A 17739-nucleotide genomic window follows, 5' to 3' on the forward strand; every position below is an offset into this window, starting at 1 on the left:
GCGCAAAGAGGTATAAGAATGAGTGATCTATATGAATGAAAATAAAGCTACAGAAATAACACGGGAAGTTCTCGAAACCGATATTCTCATCGTCGGGGCCGGGCCAGCCGGGCTTTCGCTTGCATACCATCTTGCATCGCTTTTTACTTCGGCAGGTCGGGCGATGCCGGAAATACTTCTTATGGAGAAAGGGAAATATCCCGGCGCTCATTCACTCTCCGGAGCTGTGATGGACCCCAAAGGAATAGCCGAGTTGATTCCCGATTTTATTGAACGTGGCGCGCCGCTTGAGTCGGCAGTAACGGCTGATTCATTTTATCTGCTTACAGAAAGCAGCGCAATAAAATCTCCGCTTATGCCTCCGCCGCTTCGCAACCATGGTAACTACGTCATCTCGCTCAATAAATTTACCGGCTGGCTTGCCGGCCAAGTGGAGGCGAAGGGCATAGATATTTTCTCAGGGTTATCAGGCTATGATTTGCTCGTTGAGGATGGCCGGGTTGTCGGTGTGCAGACTGTGGATCTTGGTGTAGACAAAGAAGGAAGTCAAAAGCCAAACTTCGAGCCGGGTTCGATTATCAGAGCAAAAGTAACTGTCCTTTGCGAGGGCGTCCATGGGTCGCTTACGAGGCGCGCATTCGAGCAAATTCCGGAGCTTCGAGCCGATAAACTTCCGCCTTCATATTTGGCCGGTGTCAAAGAGGTCTGGGAAGTGCCGGCGGGAAGAATAAATGCGGGCGAAGTAATTCACACCGTTGGTTTCCCTCAGCCGATGAGCGAATATGGCGGCGGGTGGATATATGGAATGAGCGAGACGATGGTCTCGGTCGGCTATGCGGTTGGACTTGATTCGACCGATCCGACAAACGACCCGCATCGAAAATTCCAAAAGTATAAAACCCACAAGCTTGTTCATTCAATACTTGACGGCGGTAAAATGCAGCACTATGGAGCCAAGGCAATTCCAATCGCCGGATATTTCGCAATGCCGAAATTGACCCACGATGGCCTGATGCTTTGTGGAGACTCGGCTGGGATGTTGAACGCCCGGCGTCTCAAGGGAATTCATTTGGCCATAAAGTCAGGCATGTTGGCCGCCGAGACTCTTTTTGAGGCCGTCAAAGCCGGGGACTTTTCAGCGGCGAGGCTCGGGCAGTATGAAAAATCATTTGAATCGAGCTGGGCGATGAAGGAGATTCATGAGGTTCGTAATTTTCATGCTGGTTTTAAGGGAGGACTCATGGCCGGATTATTCCATGCCGGTGTCCAGATGATGACCGGCGGTCGTGGACTCTTCGAACGCCGCGAGCACCGCGCTGATTATACCTATGTCAAAAAGCGCGCCGGGAAACAACACGAGAACAGACATGAACCAGTCCCTCAGAAAGTAAAATTTGACAATGAACTGACTTTTGACAAAGTAACCGATGTCTATCACTCTGGCACAATGCACGAAGAACACCAGCCGTCACATCTGGTCATAACAGACATCAATATTTGTAATGATCAGTGCACAAAGGAATTCGGCAACCCATGCCAGCATTTCTGTCCGGCCACCGTCTATAATATGGTCGATAATCTGGATAAGCCGGGCAAACTAATGCTTCAACTAACTCCGTCAAACTGTGTCCACTGCAAAATATGTGATATTCTGGATCCATATCAAATAATTCGCTGGGTCACCCCTCAGGGCGGCGAAGGCCCGAATTATGTCGATTTGTAGCATTGCCATTTTGACCTCCTGGCTTTTCCCATGCTTGTAAAAATAATCGGACTGCAAAGATCGGCTGGCGCGCGGCTGTCTCTCGATGAAAAGATTTATCTTTTCAAACAACGCCCAGATTTTGTTTGTCTCCCGGAATACCATTTTATTGAAAGCGACACTCATGATTATCATCGGGCGGCGCTCTACTCTCATTCCCACCTCGAGTATATATTGCAACTTTCGGAAGAATTGGAGACATGCATCATCGGCGGCACTATAGTTGAAGCCGAGGCCGATGCTTTGTATAACACGTCGTATATTTTTGACCGGGGCCAACTGATCGGGAGGTATCGGAAGCGGCATCCGATGGAAAGGGAGCAAGCGCGAGGAATACGGGCGGGAAGTGATAATTTTGTATTTGTCATCGACGGTGTAAAGATAGGCTTGATGATTTGCGGCGATGTATTTTTCCCCGAACGCTATGATGAACTTGGCGCAATGGAGGCTGATATTATTTTTATCCCGACCTCGTCTCCATACCGGCCTGATGACTCTCTTTCACAGAAAAATGACCGTGATAAAAAATATTTCCTCGATGGCGCGAATCGTGCCGGAGCTTTTGTCTGTAAAGTATGCGGTATCGGCTCAATTTTCGGAATGCCGAGGCAGGGCAGATCGCTTGTCGCTGCGCCGTGGGGACTGCTTGAGCGGGTCGAAATACGGGCCGAACAACAGCCGCGGATGCTAACGGCCACACTTGACATCGATGAACTGAGAGAGTTTCGTCGAAAACGCGGCAAACAAAACTCGCTTAAAGAACATGCCTCGGATACGGCATAGAACACGAAGAGAGGGAGGCAAATGTCTGTTATTATCGGTTCGCTCGGAGTTGGGTTAGTCCTTCTTGCATTTGTGCTCAATTTGCTTAACAGGCTTTCTGAAAGTTCGTCCATGTATCTGTTTCTCAACGTTGTGGGCTCCGCCATGGCGGGCTGGTATGCCTGGGAATCGAAGACAATACCCTTGGTAGTACTTGAAGTTGCTTGGGGCTTGGCCGCGCTTGTGAAATTGTTTGTGGTGATTAAAGCATCGCGACGGTCTCGAATTGCGGCTTGATTCATATTAGAGATTTGAGGCATAAAAAAACTCCCGTTTTCACGGGAGTTTTTTTTAAGTCGTAAATGTCAGCGAGACGCTAATTCGCTTGAGAAATCTGATCAGGCGCGTTGGTGTTGTTCTCTATTGAGGAGCTCTTGATGAGCTTGTCAAACCACCGGCCATACAGTTCCTGTTGCTTGGCCTGTCTAATAATCGTTCTAAGCGAATCCTTTTGATCGTTGAATCCGGTCAGATCAGGGCTGGTTCGCTCAATAAGCTGAAGAATGGCCGCGCCGCTCGAGAATTCAACTACCGGGGAGATTTCGTTCGGACTTTTTAGAGCGAAGGCCGCGCCGATTGCTTTTGGGTCGCGTCCAAGACCCGCAACAAACGCATTGCGATTAAATGGCTCAAGCGTTTGGTACTGCGCGTTATGCTTCTCAGCGGCTGCCTTGGCCTCAGATCCGCTCTGGATGTCGGTATAGATGGCGTTTGCGGTGTCTTTGCATAGCTCAGCAATCTTTTCTCTCACAACCTCTTGCTTTACACGAGCCTTGACTTCTTCGAATGTGGCTGTACCGGCGGGCATTTTTTCGGCCACCTGGATGACAAAATTGCCGACATCGCCGGTGATCACATCCGAGATAGTGTTGACCGGATTTTCAAAGGCAAATGTATTGGCCGCGGCGTTTACATTAAGGACTCCCATTGCGCCGTCGCGATAGAATGTTGCGATCTTGCGAACGCTGAGTCCGGCATCTTCGGCCGCTTTTGTGAAGCCCACTGATCTGGCCGCTTCAGCAAACTTTTCAAGCTCCTGTGATTTTCTGATTTCGCTCTCAGGAGACAGCGGAGCTTTTATGAGGATATGGGCGACATTGGCTTCTTGTGTCGTCTCGCCTTTTTTGCCGTCAGGTACCGCTACATCTCGAAATCCTTTGTGGAGTAAAAGATGCCAGCCGAAATCAGTTCGGACGGGGCGCGACAGTTCGCCTTCCTTAATACTAAAAGCGACTGAGTCAAACTGCGGCACCATAATACCACGGCCAAACCAGCCAAGATCGCCGCCTTGCTGGTTATTCGTGGCGTCCTCAGAGAAGGCAGCTGCAAGTTCGCCAAAGTCAGCTCCCCCCTGGATGGAATCACGAATCTTATCGGCGCGTCCTTTTGCGACTTCCCAATCAAATTCGCTCGGGAGATTATCTGAAATGACCGCGTTGAGTGAAACGCGCTCCTCCATTTTGTAATTGTCTTTGGTCTTTTCGTATTGCGCTAATAGTTCCGCTTCCGTGGTAACCGGAGGCACTCCAGCAAATCGGCTGTAGGGGACATTGACCAAAGCGACTGTGACTTTTTCGAGGCTGTCGATATACGCTTGACGAATCTCCGCGTCAGAGACCTGAGCCGCTTCGATAACAATTTGCTGCATCTTCATTGTGCGGATGTCGTTTCGGACAGCGGAATCAAGGGACTGCCAGACCGCTGCGTACTGTGGGTCGGCGAGCGCATTCAGATACTTTTGGTAGTCAAATGTTCCATTGGTCTGGAAGGTCGGGGCATTTTGCAAATAGGCGGGAGGAGAGAATTTGAGGAATGTATAGACATCACTGTTAGTCACAGAAATACTGTGCTTTTTGGCTTGCTGGGCAAGGAGACGGGACTGCAACAGTTGGTTCCAGGCCTGTTGTTCAATCTGTTTTGTCTGCGTGTCGGTAAGATCGGCATCAAGGCGCTGAGTTTCCTGCGATATAAGATTGCTCAGGACACGCTGATAGACTTCCCATGTGACGGGCTCTTCGTTTATCACTCCGGCGTAGCGGGTAGCTCCGTCCTGAGTTCGCCCTGAAAAATCGTATCCCCACTCGAGGACAATCAGGCCTGCAAATAAAATAAGTACGACGAAGATAATAGGCTTTATCATTCTTCTTAGTGTTTCAAACATCGGTAGCGGCTCTCCTTGTATGTACTAAAATGCTATTCTTGCTCATGCCCGATCAATCGGGTAATAGTTATTGTAACCGAAGCAATCTGCTTATTCGTTCCAAGGCGTCCAATATAGCTAATTACTTGATTATGGCAAGCATACTTGGTGCCAATTTCTTAAAAGAAATAACTGCTCTAATGGGACATGAAATTGTATACTTGTCAGCAATGAAGCAACTACTTTCCGCGCTTTGTCTCAGAAAAACTGGCCTCTGGCTTAGTAGTTTCCTCTATATCGCTCTCGCAAGTGGAATGTCCGCAGAGGGCCCGGATCCGCAAATATGGCCCCTCCGCGAAAAGGTAGATCTATCTTCCGGATTCGGCGATTTCCGAAACGGACGATTTCATGCCGGCGTTGACCTACGAACGGGCGGGACAGTCGGGAAAAGGATTTTTTCTCCAGTCGATGGCTATATATCCAGAGTAAAGATGTCTTATGATGGGTATGGCAAAGGATTGTATCTCCACGGAAATGATAATCACATCTACGTTTTCGGCCACCTGCTTGGATTTGCGCCAGAAATTGACAAACCAGTCAAGCTTGAGCAGACAAAACATAAACGATATTATATTGATAAAGAATTTCCGGCAGACTCTATTCCCGTGACAAAAGGACAGTTGCTCGGTTGGACAGGTCAATCGGGCGTTGGCGCGCCCCATCTGCATTTTGAAAAGCGGACCGCCGATAATTTCCCTTTGAATCCACTCAAATTTGGCTTTTCCATTTCCGATGTTACAAGGCCGACTATCAATCAACTCGGCTTTCAGTTGACTGATGACAAGTCTCTTTTTGATGATGGCAGCCGTAAGCGGTTTATTAAAGTCAAAAATTCACAAAACGGCAAATATACAATAGATTCGATTTTGTTTATGCACCGCCCCTTTGGCGTTCTCATTGACTGTTTCGATAACATGAGAGTCGATGGAATGAAACAAGCCGTCTACTCAATCAAGCTATCCGTCGACGAAACAATCATTTACGAATCCATCTTTGATACGCTCGATTTTGACATCGGACAATCTGTGAAGCATGAATACGATTATGTCGAAGCCGTGTCTGACAAGCCGACAGTCCGGACGCTTTACCATAAGACTGGTAATAAATTTTCCGGCAGTAAAGCAATGAACGGTTCGCGTGGTATAGTCGGGATGGACGGGTCCTTAGATCCCGGGCTGCACTACGCCAGGATCAGTGTGAGCGATGCCTTTGGCAACAGTTCAGAGCTGACCTTTAATTTTGTATGGGGAATGCCTACGAGTGTTTTTGCGCTGGACTCGACCAAACAGACCAGCGACAGCACAAAACTTTTCTTCTTTACGGCAGCGAAGGGATATGAAAATCTCAAAATTGATTCTATCAACGTACAACAGAACAACGGTAAGTTGTGGAAGAGCGTCGCTTTCGCCCGTGTTCAAGAATTTGAAGGAAACAAATTAATAATCGATCTGACTCGCGAACAATTTGAACGGCTGGCATTCCGACTGAGTGTGTTCAGCGGTCATGGCTGTGTCATCCATGAGCCGTTATTTAGCGGATTGCTCCCCTTCGGTCAGAAGAGGGTTGTTGTCAGCCACTGGATCGAAGATGAAGGGATGGTTATCCATGCCGAATCCAACGCTTTGACCGCTCTTGAGGCGAACGCCTATCTCTATTATCAGGACAGCCTGCTCGGCCGAATACCATGCGACAGAATGTACCACATGTCTTCGTATTTTTTCTATGTCCCTCCGCGCCTTGAGTATGATCGTATCGATAAAATTCAGGTGAAGCTATCAGCGGATACAATTGCGACGCCGCCTTTTACTGTGGATAGTCTCTCTATCGTATGTCTTGGGTACAAAGAAATGCAGATGGTGAGACTTGATTCTGTCTTTACCATCACGTTTAAGAAGGATGATGTTTTTGAGCCGCGCTTTGTTTCATTCAGAAAGTCCGCAATCGTCAGCCGCGGGGTACTGAACCTCAATTCAGATCATTATGAGATTTTTCCGGAGGTTTTTGCTACACAGGCAAATTTCGCTCTCGACCTCACATTCCCGGACACGAATGCATTTACCCATCTCTCTGGCCTGTGCTGGCTCGACAAGGGAAAAGACAAATGGACTTGGCTTCCCGGAAACACCTACGATACCGGTTATCTGCATGCCAGTTCAGGCGGAGGCGGTTCCTTTACGGCTGTTTTCGACTATGACAAGCCAGCAATCCAGTGGCTGAATATTGTCCCCGGTCGTTACCTTGATAACCTGCAGCCAAAAATTGAATTTCGAATTAATGAAGAACTTTCAGGCATAGCCGACGACAGAAACATCGAAATTCTTCTCAATAAACAATGGATGATACCCGAATACGATTCCGAGAAAAAGGTTTGTTCCTTTCAGCCCCTTGAGCCGCTTCCAATCGGAGAACAGCACCTGGCTGTGGTTATAACCGACCGGGCAGGCAACAAGACCGAGGAATACATTCGTTTCAATGTCCAGGCGCCGAAACCGAACGCGTCGAAATCACGCGGCGTGAGAAAGTAATCTATGTTTATCCCTATCAGGGACAATCTACCGACTCTCCGCACTCCCTTTGTTACGGTCACTCTCATTGTAATCAATACCCTTGTTTTTATCCTCTCATGGCTTACAGGCCAGGCGAACTTTGAAGGCATTACCATGACCTATGGCTTCACTCCCGATTTTGTTTTAGACCTCCACGACAGATATACCACGCCGTCATGGATTTATTTAACGCCATTTACATCAATGTTCATGCACGGCGGCTGGATGCACCTGATAGGCAATATGCTTTTTCTCTGGATTTATGGAAATAATATTGAAGACTTTTTTGGCTCTGTTCGATTTCTTCTTTTCTATCTCCTGTCTGGAATTGCGGCAATTGCTCTTTACTCGGCGCTCAATTTGGACTCCCAGGTCCCGCTTGTTGGTGCGTCTGGAGCAATAGCGGGAGTCATGGGCGCGTATATGCTGTTACATCCGAAGGCCGAGATAACTGTTCTCATGTTTTTCTTCTTCATCCAGTTCATCACTATCCCGGCGCGGGTCCTTCTCGGTTTCTGGATAGGATACCAGCTCCTCATGTCGGCTTTGGGCGCTGCCGGCGGCGGAGGAATCGCATGGCTTGCCCATGTCGGCGGATTTGTATTCGGCTATCTCGTACTGCTCCTATACCGAAAAGCTCGGGGTGCAGGCTCTACTCCAACGAGTGGCCCGCGAGTTTATCGCATGCAGTGGTAGAATCAATGTAACTGTTGGACGGGTTGGGACCTCAATCCCACAGCCTTGAGGTTGGCACTCATTCTCTTCCTAATAGGTGATAAAAAAAGGGTAAGAAAAGACGTCTCTTTTCCGTGCAGTCGGGTGCCCTCGCCTGACTGTCTTTGGACATATTGGTCAGGGATAGCATTCCGCGCTGGGAGCGTCCGTCACCATTTTTTGTATTCTTCGTGAAGGCCGTCCCTGGCCTGTACGAAGGCGAAAATGGATTTTCCCCGTTTCCCTTAAGCCGAAAAGACAAAAAATCCCGCTAAAGTAATCCAGCCGCTTTTCCGATAATTCCGAAAACAGATATGTTATCGAACCCTACCGCAAGGAGGCCCAAAATGGCTGGTAAAGGAAATTATCGATTCCCCGCTTTTGAAGACTTTGCCCAAGCGTGGTATCAGGGAGACTTTGACTGCGACTCAATAGCCGATTTTAATGATCCGCTCGTTCTCGACTGGTGCTCGCGTCTTGAAGACTGGGCTCCCAAAGTTGCACTCTGCTTTAACCGGTTCACTGGCGCAGTGACTTTGGACAGAATTTCCCAACATGAAATGCCCGAGCTTCGCCGTTTGACCTGTTTTCACCGCAATGTCAGCGTGGAGACTCTTCAGCGCCTGCTTGGCGATAGCGACCAGATTTGCCGCGAAACAGCTCAGGAGTACCTTGAGAAGCGCTCAAGCTCACCTAAGATCTGGAAGAGCAACAAGAAGAGCCGCGTTCGCAACTAAACGATTGCTTCGTTGTAATTTCGTTACAATTGCCAATACAGACGGCAGCCGCATGGCTGCCGTTTTTTTTATGCAAAAGCTGTATGGCTAAACGATGTATTGATCCAAAGATTAGTCTCGGATGAGACGGAAAAGAGGGAAAGGTAATTTTTGTTGCGATTATTCCCTCATAGCCCTAAACTATCTCCGGCTTCGCTCGATATTGGTAGTATGATATCAGCCCCGCCAAAAAAACAGAGCCGCTCAGAAGGAAGTAATTTGGGTTTTTTCGATTCACTTTCGAATGATATCGGGATTGATCTTGGCACTGCCAACACTCTTGTCTATGTACGCAATCAGGGAATAGTTCTCAACGAGCCTTCTGTTGTTGCAATCGAAAAAAGCACTGGCAAAATCCTCGCAGTCGGTTCAGCCGCCAAAGAGATGACCGGTCGTACTCCGAGCGGCATCGAAGCTATTCGTCCACTCAAAGATGGCGTAATCGCTGATTTTGATATGTCCGAAAAACTCATCGCAAATTTTATTCGCCGGGTTGTAAAGCATAAATACCTAATGAAGCCCCGTGTGGTCATCTCTGTCCCTTCAGGCATTACCGAAGTCGAAAAGCGTGCGGTGCGTGATTCTGCCGAAGGCGCAGGCGCGCGCGAGGTTTATCTTATCCAGGAGCCGATGGCCGCCGCGATTGGTGTCGGACTCAATGTCGATCAGCCGACTGGCATCATGATTATCGATATCGGAGGCGGAACTTCGGAAATTGCTGTTATCGCTCTGAATGGAATCGTGAATGACACCTCAATCCGTGTCGCAGGGGATGAGTTTAATGATTCGATCATTAACTATCTCAAGAAAAACTATAACCTGCTTATAGGTGAATTGACAGCCGAAGATATAAAAATCAAAATAGGCTCGGCTTTCCCGCTTGAAAAAGAGCTGACGATGGAAGTCAAAGGACGCGACCTTGTGGCCGGTGTCCCGAAAAATCTCAAAGTCTCCTCGGTACAAATCCGTGAAGCCCTCTCAGAAACGCTTGATATCGTTGTGGAAGCAGTGCGTCAGGCACTCGAACAGACACCGCCGGAACTGGCTTCTGATATTCTCGAACGGGGTATTATCCTCACCGGAGGGGGCGCCCTTCTCAGAGGGTTGGACAAGCTGCTCCGTCAGGAAACAAATCTGCCTGTAAATGTCGCCGATGATCCGCTGACCTGCGTTGTGCGCGGTACCGGCAAAGTTCTTGAGAATTTCCAGAAATACACAAAAGTCCTTGAGCGCAGTCGCAAAGACTGATCTCAACTTCTGTCTTTATTCACATCATTCTCCCCTAAAGGCGTCCCTTCGAGTTCAAAAGGAGAGAAATGTACCCAGTGGTACTACTATTGTTCTGTTTCTCCCCCTTTCGTCTGGAGCATAAGTTCTTGCATTAGTTGAAGTTGTGCTATTGAATTTTACATGGCATATTTGATGCATGCTACACCTATCGTGACCGATGTCCATTAATAAAAGGGGATTTCAATGAGACGCATGTTTCCAATCATTTTGTTCGCAGTATTTTTGGTTCCGATAGCCGTCTGGGCTGGCCGATCCGATCATCGTCAAAGCCAAGCGGGAAGTGAGAGGACTGATCGAAGCGACCGTATGGAAGGTCGACGAAAAACCGAGATGAGGTACCGTGTTGGCGAAAAGATAAAGCTGACCGCGGAGCAGCGCGCGGAAATAGATAAGTTGAGGACGGAGTTTAGGCTCGAGCAGATCGACCGCACGGGCGAACTAAGAAAAGCGGAGATTCGATTTCGGGAGCTTCGCAGGAACGACCCGCCACAACGGGCAGGTGAAGCAAATCAACGAGATAAAGCCATGGGAGCTATAGATGAAATCGCTCGTCAAAAAGCAGAAATAGCCAAGATGCGGTATGATCATGAAGAGCGCGTCAGGCAGACATTTAGCGAAAAACAGCGTGCGCAGATACGCGAACTGCGAGCGAAAAGGGAAACGATAAGCCGTTTCAAAGCCAAACAAAGGACGGAGAGCCGTAGAGGACATAAAATTTAAGAACTAAGCAATGACCCTTCATATCGGGAAGCCAGCGGTCAAACACGAGGGGTTGCTCCTCGCAACGACTCATCTAATAATTTGCTTGTGCACGGGGGGACCCCACTCCCGACATTTGTCGAGACGGCGTGGCCTATGTGTGGTGTTAGGCGCCCCCGCCCGACACAATGTGTGTCATAAAGAAAATTAATGAACGAGCAATGATTGTCCGTTAGTGCGACTGAGCGAAATAGATAATAAGAATTGCAACAATTGCGAAAAGAGCGAAAATACTCATCAGCATCGCGCCTCCGCGCTTATGGCCGTCCACGTTTGCATTCGATGCCAGCTGTGTTTCGCTGTCATCCTTGATTCTTTTTAGCCATTCATCCTCAGCTTCCAACTGTTGCGCCTCTTCGGCACTGAGAGTGAAAAGATCAAGCGCCGGGAGCGGAGACTCGCGTACTTCAAGAATTTGAATTACGACAACTGAAACATTATCCGAACCGCCCCTGTCATTGGCCATTTGGACAAGGTTATTGGCGAGCCTCTCAAGCTCATTGGGGCTCTTTGAGGCTACCGCAAAGATTTCCTCGTCATCGGCAAACCCACACAGCCCATCTGTGCAGAGTATGAAAATATCACCGGACGTAATTTTAATCATACGATAATCGACTTCAACTCGTTCGCGAACACCAAGCGCCCGGGTGATTACGTTTTTTCCGACAATTGACGACGCTTCTTCTTTTGAAAGATTCTGCTGCGCCTGCATCTCGGCGACCCATGAATGGTCCCGTGTCAATGGCTCAAGCATGTCTCCTCTTAACTTATAGGCCCTACTGTCGCCGACATGGGCAATCGACATGACATCGGCTTCCAATGCTACAGCGACGATTGTCGTTCCCATCCCAGCACGGCCACTATCTTCCTGGGCCTTTCTATGAATGGCCCGGTTGGCCATCCTGATAGATTTGAGCAGAAGTTCGCCAGAAGGGGGCAGAGAATGTTTGACGTCGAGATTTGGGTCGTCAAGTATTTCTCGGTTGTAATGGTTGAAAAGAGCGAAGATTGTCTCCGAGGCTGTCATTGATGCAACTTCGCCGGCCTGATGGCCGCCCATACCGTCGCAAACGGCATAGACATGGTTCTCAGCATCGATATGGACGAAATCTTCGTTACCGGTTCGCACCAGTCCCTTGTCTGATTTGTCGATAACGCGGACCTTCAGCGACATGACTTTTCCTCTTTGAGCAGTTCCCATAATATTGTCACAGCCAAAAATAGGCGGACAGTGACTTGTAGGCAAGATTTATATTCAATAACCAAGGGCTGTTTGTACGGCTTTCGCACACAGAGAGACAATAAAAAAAGCCCCGTCAGTTAACGGGGCTTTGAACGTTTTCTTGAAATCTGGCTTACTTCAGGAGGATCATTTTTTTGCTCTGATGAGTCTGTTCCGTTGTCAGTCGATAGAAATAGACGCCGCTCGCAAGCGCTGAGGCATCGTATTGGATTTGGTGTTCACCGGCGCCGAGACGTCCGAGATCCATTACTTCCACTGTCTGTCCGATGACATTAAATATCTCCAATTGAGCAGTTGTGCTCGATGGGATATTGAATGCGATAGTTGTTGTGGGATTGAACGGATTTGGATAATTCTGCATAAGAGTAAAACCACTCGGAAGCGTGATATCGGGATCGCCTGCATCAGTAATTGTGAAGAAGAGATCTACTGAGCCAGTTAACTTTACGGTCGGATCGGCTGCGGAAATGACTTCGTAGTCAATTGTAATTACCGTGTCGCCGCCGCCAGTAAATGTCGGGGTTTCAATTTCGAAGTAGAGCGAGATAATCTCCGATGGGTCGGCATAGAAGGCTGAATCCTGTGGAAGGGTCACGAAGTTTCCATTATCAGCAGAGGCATTGATGTCATAGAAGTCTATCCCGTTGCCATCGTTTCTAATTTGCATCTCAAATTTGACCGTGTCATCGTACGTGCCGGCGCGATTGGTCGGAAGCGTTATGGCTGACAGGCCAACAGTCGCGGTTGCGGACAGGCTGACTTGCTTGAGAGACTGATTGGTCCATGTGGCGTCGCCCGAACTAACGGTTGATAGACGTCCGTTAATCCTAAAAGTAATCATTTGGCCGTGGATTGCGCCCTCGTCTTCAGGCGAATTGCTATCATCACCATACACGGGCATGTAACCAAATGATCCGGCGGTATGCACGACAAAATAGCCGCAAAGGATACCATCCGGATCGAACGCGCTTACAAGCGTTCCGACAGGCAGAGGTCGACCGTTATAAGTAGAGACGCCATCCTGAAAGGAGCAGAAGAAAGGGGTCGGATGAATTTCCTGCGCCTGACCAGTGTTTGAGACGAAAAGAAGGGCAGAGGCGGCGATAAGAAAACTGAAAAAAGTTTTTTTCACTTCACATCCGTTCGTTGTTAATCCGGCCGGGTATCTCTCCCGGCCGGAATGTTATCGTAGAATCGCGAATCTTACTTCAAGAGCATCATCTTCATCGTCTGCGAGAATGATCCGGCTGTCAGACGGTAGAAGTATACACCCGAGGCAACCGTTTGACCGGCAGAGCCCTTGCCATCCCAGACCACGGTATTATTGCCAGCCGAAGCACTTCCTTCGAAAGGAATAGCAATCAGCTCGCCAAGAACGTTAAAGACTTCGACTTTAGCGAGTCCGGCATTGGCCAAACTGTAACTAATGGTAGTCGAGGGGTTGAACGGGTTCGGATAGTTCTGGGCTACGGAGTAGCTTTCCGGCAAGGATGAACCGCCAGCAGTCGATAGATTCGACACTTCGATTCTGTCTCCATTGCCAGACCAGACAAAGGTTTGCTCGGTTTCCACTCCATCGATGGCCAGGTGGAATTGCTGTCCGGGAACCAGACCAACAGTCTTCTGACCATCGGCATCAGCATAGACCGGCATAAAGCCGAACTGGCCGTCTGTCTTCAGGATAAATCCTCCGAGCAGGTCACCAGTCTTGGAAAGGGCGGTAATAGTTGAACCGGCCTTCACTGCGCTATTATTCAATTGCAGTTTTTGTGAATAAACGTTCACCCAGGCTGTTGTCGGAGTAACACCTTCCGAAGCCGTTGCTACCTGAGCTACAGTATTATATCTAAGAGCAGGGGATGCATTATCGCCGCCCGGATAGATGAGGTCTTCCGCAGCGTTTACCTTGATCCAGTAGCCGTTACATGGGGCCATTTCATCCAAGGTATTGAATATCGGCGAGCCCGGCTGGTAGATTAGGATACCATTGCTCCAGCCGTAAGCAAAGAGAAGCTTATCGCTAATCGAAGCCAAGGCATCGACCGGGGCAAGTACAACCGAAGGAAGGTAGGAGACCAAATTCCATCCGGTTGTGACCGGAATCGGGGTATTGACCGCAGCAGGAACGCCTTCGATTTCGAGGCTGAATGCCTGACCTGCTTTGACCTTTATCCAGTAACCGCTGAGATGGTCAACATACCAGAGGGTTGAGAACTGGGGCAGTTCTGGATCGTAGGTGAGTCCGCCCTGTTCAAAGCCAAGAACGACATCAATCTTATCCCAGTAAGCGCCAAGGATAGACTCGATACCGTCGGTTTCGGTGTTGACTGACCAAGATACAAGGTTCCAGCCTTCGGAGAGGGCGCAGATTTTTGTGATTGTCGCGCCAGCTTCAAGACAGACCTCAACCGGAGGAAAAGCGTCGGCGGGATAGGTAACATCGCCATTAGTAAGAGCTTCATCGCCGTTGACTTTGAAGGTGATGACATCACCAGTAGTGGCGCCGTCATCGTTATACGGGAAGCCTTCGCTTGCGCGATAGACCGGCATGAAACCGTATTTGCCGGCTTCAGTTACCCAGAACTGACCGACAAGCAAGCTGCCGGTGTAGGCTTCGACGACTGTTCCGACCGGCAGAGGTGCGTCAAAATAGGTGTTGCCGTCGCAATAGTAATCGACCCATTGGCTGGTCTGTGTGAATGTCGCAACTGGTGTAAGAATAATCTCCACACCTTTTGCTCCAAAGTTCAGATCAAGAAGCTCACCGGAGTAATAGCCTTCTTTGTAGGCGTAGAGATCAAAGGGCACCGCAGTGAAGTCAGTGAAAGCAAAGCCGCCTGAGCTTGAGGAAGTAGTCGTCTGGATAGGCGAACCATTCGGGAAATCGGAATAGAGAAGGACTGTTGCCCCTTCTATTTCGTTTCCTTCATCGTCGACAACTACACCGCAGACATAGTTGACGGACGTATCAACAACCACTCCACCGGCAATAAAGACCGGTGTCTCGGTTTCGTTGTTACCGCAGTTGCGGGCAAACCATAGGGAGCTGTCACCGCCTGCGGCTAAAGTTATCGGATAGAATCCGGCTGTGGCATCGTAGGCGATAGAGAAGTTGAGATTTAACCAGTTACCTGATCCCGGGGCAATCGAAGCCTGACCATCGGTGTCGACAGTTAATTCGACCGTGAGCGTGCCATTGTTGATATTGGCTTGTTTGATGGTGACATATTCGACACGTGAGTCAGAATAATCAACCGACTCAAGCGACAACCAAGCAGAGTTCCAACTGAGTTTGGCGTACATCATTGTTGTCGGGCAGCTATTGCTGAAATCAACAGGGACTGAGACCGTCATTCCGGGAACAGCCGGAACGTTCGAGACGCGAACCGTATCGCTGCTAACGGCTCCGGTCACAATTGTATTCACACAGTATGTGACTTCGGAGTAGCAGAGATCTTCGCCTGCAGTATTACCGTATTCGGTGTAGAAAGTCGTGTACGAAGTAAAGGTGCCAGCATCGGCAAAAGTTGCTTCGTATGAGACTGTCAATTCAGTCGGGGTTGTTCCGCTTGTCGGGGTGACATCAAAGCCAGCGCCGATCTCGGAATTCCAATCGAGTTCGTCAGGGGACAATGAACTTTCGAGCGTCGGTGTCGCGCTAAAGGAAGCAGCAACGCCTTCGGTTGTATACAGCGTGACAAAAATGGTGTCTGAGAAGCTTCCGCTGTCATTCACGATAGTCAGGGAGGGGCAGTCAAGAAGCGTCAGATTTACATACACCCACTGGACGCCATTGGTGACCGGTTCACCCGCATCCGAGTACACTTTTATAGAGTCACGATATGTGCCAGCAGACAATGCGTCAAAGTCGACAAAGACATTTACTGAGTCAGGGGTTGTGCTGAATGCTTTATCGAGCGAAATCCAAGTAGACGTCTCCAAGAGCTTGAAGGGTAGTGCGCCGCCATCGAGTTCTGTAACCCGGAATGACTGGTTGGGAGGATTCGATTGGCCGATATAGGCTGAGAAGTTAAGCACAGTCGGCTCCACTACCATAGTCATCGGAACAAATACCTCTGTGACGGTAAGGATAACAACGACTGACCGTGGTGAGTTATCGGCATCGACCGATGCAACTTCTACGGTGTCGGCATACACGCCTGCGGTTAGGCCAGTAATGTCAACGTTGACAGCGACTGAGTCAGGTGTTGTTCCATCGGCATCAGTAAGTGAGAGCCAAGCCGCACCATCGACGGAGGTGTAAGCTATTGCTTCCCCGCCAAGTTCTGTGACGTCAAACCACTGCGAAACCGGGTTTGAGGCGCCTTGGACAGCATTAAAATCCAAAGTAGACGGAGCGACCACAAGTGATTTGGTGTCTGCGGCTGAAACAGTCAGCTTTACGATCACCTTTTGAGGAGAATTGACCGTCGCACCTGAGGACACAGTTATAGAATCAACAAGTACTCCGGCAAGAAGACCGGCGATGTTGACCGATACCTGGGCTTCATCGGGGGTAGTACCCGACACACCGGTAAGAGACAACCATGTTGCGGATGTAGTGGCAGTGAAGCTGACCGGGTCGCCATCGGTATCAACGTTAAAAGATTGGTTGAGCGGATTGGCTTCGCCGACTACGCCAGTGAAGAATAAAGTATCAGGCTCGACAACCAAATCAATTGGTGCGGGCGTGATGGTGAGGTTTATAGCAACTTTACGCGGTGAATTGTTCGCCGCGCCTGAAGAGACCGTAACGGTGTCGGTATAACTTCCGTCAGCCCGGCCAGTAATGTTTATATTTACACCAACTGAATCGGGCGTTGTACCGTTAGGATCAGTTAAAGTAATCCATAATGATGGCTCGGATGACGAATAGGCAATAGCGCCTCCACCAGCCTCGGTTACATCAAACCACTGACTCAGAGGGTTTGCGCCGCCTTCGGTCGCCGAAAAGTTGAGTACAGTTGGCGCAACCACGAGCACTTTCGGGGCAGCTGCGACGTTAAATGTGACTGGCACTTTTATCGGCGAGTTGTCCGCAGTAATGGCTGTGACAGTCACAGTATCAGTGTATGTTCCCGGAGCCAGGCCTGCGAGATTGGCATTGACGGTAATAGTTCCGGGGGTTGTACCGTTTGGCGTTGTCAATGACAGCCATGTTGCAGTTTCGGCAGATGTGTAGGCTGTCGCGATAGCGGCGGCCTCGGTCACATTGAGAATCTGTGCTGCTGGATTTGCGCCGCCTTGGGTGGCTGCGAAAGTCAGCGAACCAGGACCAACAACAAGTGTGGCACCCGGTTCAGGACGATTCGGATCAAAAATGATGAGCTTTTGCCCCCAGCTCGGTTTAAAGGATAGCCCAACCAAGGGGACAAATTTCATAATCGCGCCGGAGGAGAAGGCATTGGTATCAATGACAATGGAGTCATTAACCGTCCAGCCCGGCACATCCCAGTTGTAGGTCGCTATAAGCTGCCTGGTGACCGACGGCGCCAAGCCATTGCCAAAAATGCGCGCTGCACCAAACAAGAATTGATTGTATAAGTTAGTCGAATCAATATTGTTATTGCGATAGACAAATTGGGACAGATTAAATGCGGCAATTGCCGCGGGCGAAACCACAGCTG

Annotated in this window: 12 protein-coding genes; 8 read left to right on the forward strand and 4 right to left on the reverse strand. The window is 49.2% G+C overall.

Going from position 1 to position 17739, the window contains the following annotated elements; all coding sequences use genetic code 11:
• The first annotated feature begins 31 nt into the window (after window positions 1-31).
• From SGI97_09470 to SGI97_09480, 3 genes are read left to right on the forward strand one after another with little or no spacing between them, the layout of a single operon-like run.
• Window positions 32-1723: an electron transfer flavoprotein-ubiquinone oxidoreductase gene (locus tag SGI97_09470; protein MDZ4724115.1), complete on the forward strand. Its 1692-nt coding sequence runs from the start codon at window positions 32-34 to the stop codon at window positions 1721-1723.
• Between the two features lie 30 nt (window positions 1724-1753).
• Window positions 1754-2545, forward strand: coding sequence for a carbon-nitrogen hydrolase family protein (locus SGI97_09475; protein ID MDZ4724116.1), 792 nt, complete (start codon window positions 1754-1756; stop codon window positions 2543-2545).
• Between the two features lie 21 nt (window positions 2546-2566).
• On the forward strand, window positions 2567-2821 hold the full coding sequence (locus tag SGI97_09480; protein MDZ4724117.1) for a hypothetical protein: 255 nt from the start codon (window positions 2567-2569) through the stop codon (window positions 2819-2821).
• Between the two features lie 79 nt (window positions 2822-2900).
• Here SGI97_09480 and SGI97_09485 read toward each other — a convergent pair whose 3' ends face one another.
• Complete coding sequence (locus SGI97_09485; GenBank protein ID MDZ4724118.1) at window positions 2901-4745, reverse strand: peptidylprolyl isomerase; 1845 nt, start codon at window positions 4743-4745, stop codon at window positions 2901-2903.
• Between the two features lie 209 nt (window positions 4746-4954).
• On the opposite strand from SGI97_09485, the gene SGI97_09490 reads away from it, so the two are divergent.
• The 5 genes from SGI97_09490 to SGI97_09510 all read left to right on the forward strand — a co-directional run bounded on the left by SGI97_09490 (window position 4955) and on the right by SGI97_09510 (window position 10830).
• Window positions 4955-7309 carry a M23 family metallopeptidase gene (locus SGI97_09490; GenBank protein ID MDZ4724119.1) on the forward strand — a complete coding sequence of 785 codons (2355 nt, stop codon included), beginning with the start codon at window positions 4955-4957 and terminating at the stop codon, window positions 7307-7309.
• 3 nt (window positions 7310-7312) lie between these two features.
• Entirely contained in the window at window positions 7313-8026 is a 714-nt protein-coding gene (locus SGI97_09495) for a rhomboid family intramembrane serine protease (GenBank protein MDZ4724120.1), read from the forward strand.
• 365 nt (window positions 8027-8391) lie between these two features.
• The gene (locus tag SGI97_09500; protein MDZ4724121.1) at window positions 8392-8781 is read left to right on the forward strand and encodes a hypothetical protein; all 390 of its coding nucleotides are present in this window, start codon (window positions 8392-8394) and stop codon (window positions 8779-8781) included.
• A 210-nt stretch (window positions 8782-8991) separates the two neighbouring features.
• The gene (locus SGI97_09505; GenBank protein MDZ4724122.1) at window positions 8992-10068 is read left to right on the forward strand and encodes a rod shape-determining protein; all 1077 of its coding nucleotides are present in this window, start codon (window positions 8992-8994) and stop codon (window positions 10066-10068) included.
• A 225-nt stretch (window positions 10069-10293) separates the two neighbouring features.
• Window positions 10294-10830, forward strand: a complete 537-nt coding sequence (locus SGI97_09510) for a hypothetical protein (GenBank protein ID MDZ4724123.1) — start codon at window positions 10294-10296, stop codon at window positions 10828-10830.
• A gap of 211 nt (window positions 10831-11041) precedes the next feature.
• Here the strand turns inward: SGI97_09510 and SGI97_09515 are convergent, their stop codons facing one another.
• From SGI97_09515 to SGI97_09525, 3 genes are all read right to left on the reverse strand, one after another.
• Window positions 11042-12043 (reverse strand): Stp1/IreP family PP2C-type Ser/Thr phosphatase, encoded by a 1002-nt coding sequence (locus SGI97_09515; protein ID MDZ4724124.1) that lies wholly within the window; start codon window positions 12041-12043, stop codon window positions 11042-11044.
• 181 nt (window positions 12044-12224) lie between these two features.
• Window positions 12225-13244, reverse strand: a complete 1020-nt coding sequence (locus SGI97_09520) for a T9SS type A sorting domain-containing protein (protein MDZ4724125.1) — start codon at window positions 13242-13244, stop codon at window positions 12225-12227.
• 71 nt (window positions 13245-13315) lie between these two features.
• Window positions 13316-17739 (reverse strand): T9SS type A sorting domain-containing protein (locus SGI97_09525; protein MDZ4724126.1); only part of this gene is annotated, 4424 nt, incomplete at its 5' end.

This window comes from Candidatus Zixiibacteriota bacterium, assembly GCA_034439475.1.
Lineage (GTDB): Bacteria > Zixibacteria > MSB-5A5 > GN15 > FEB-12 > JAWXAN01.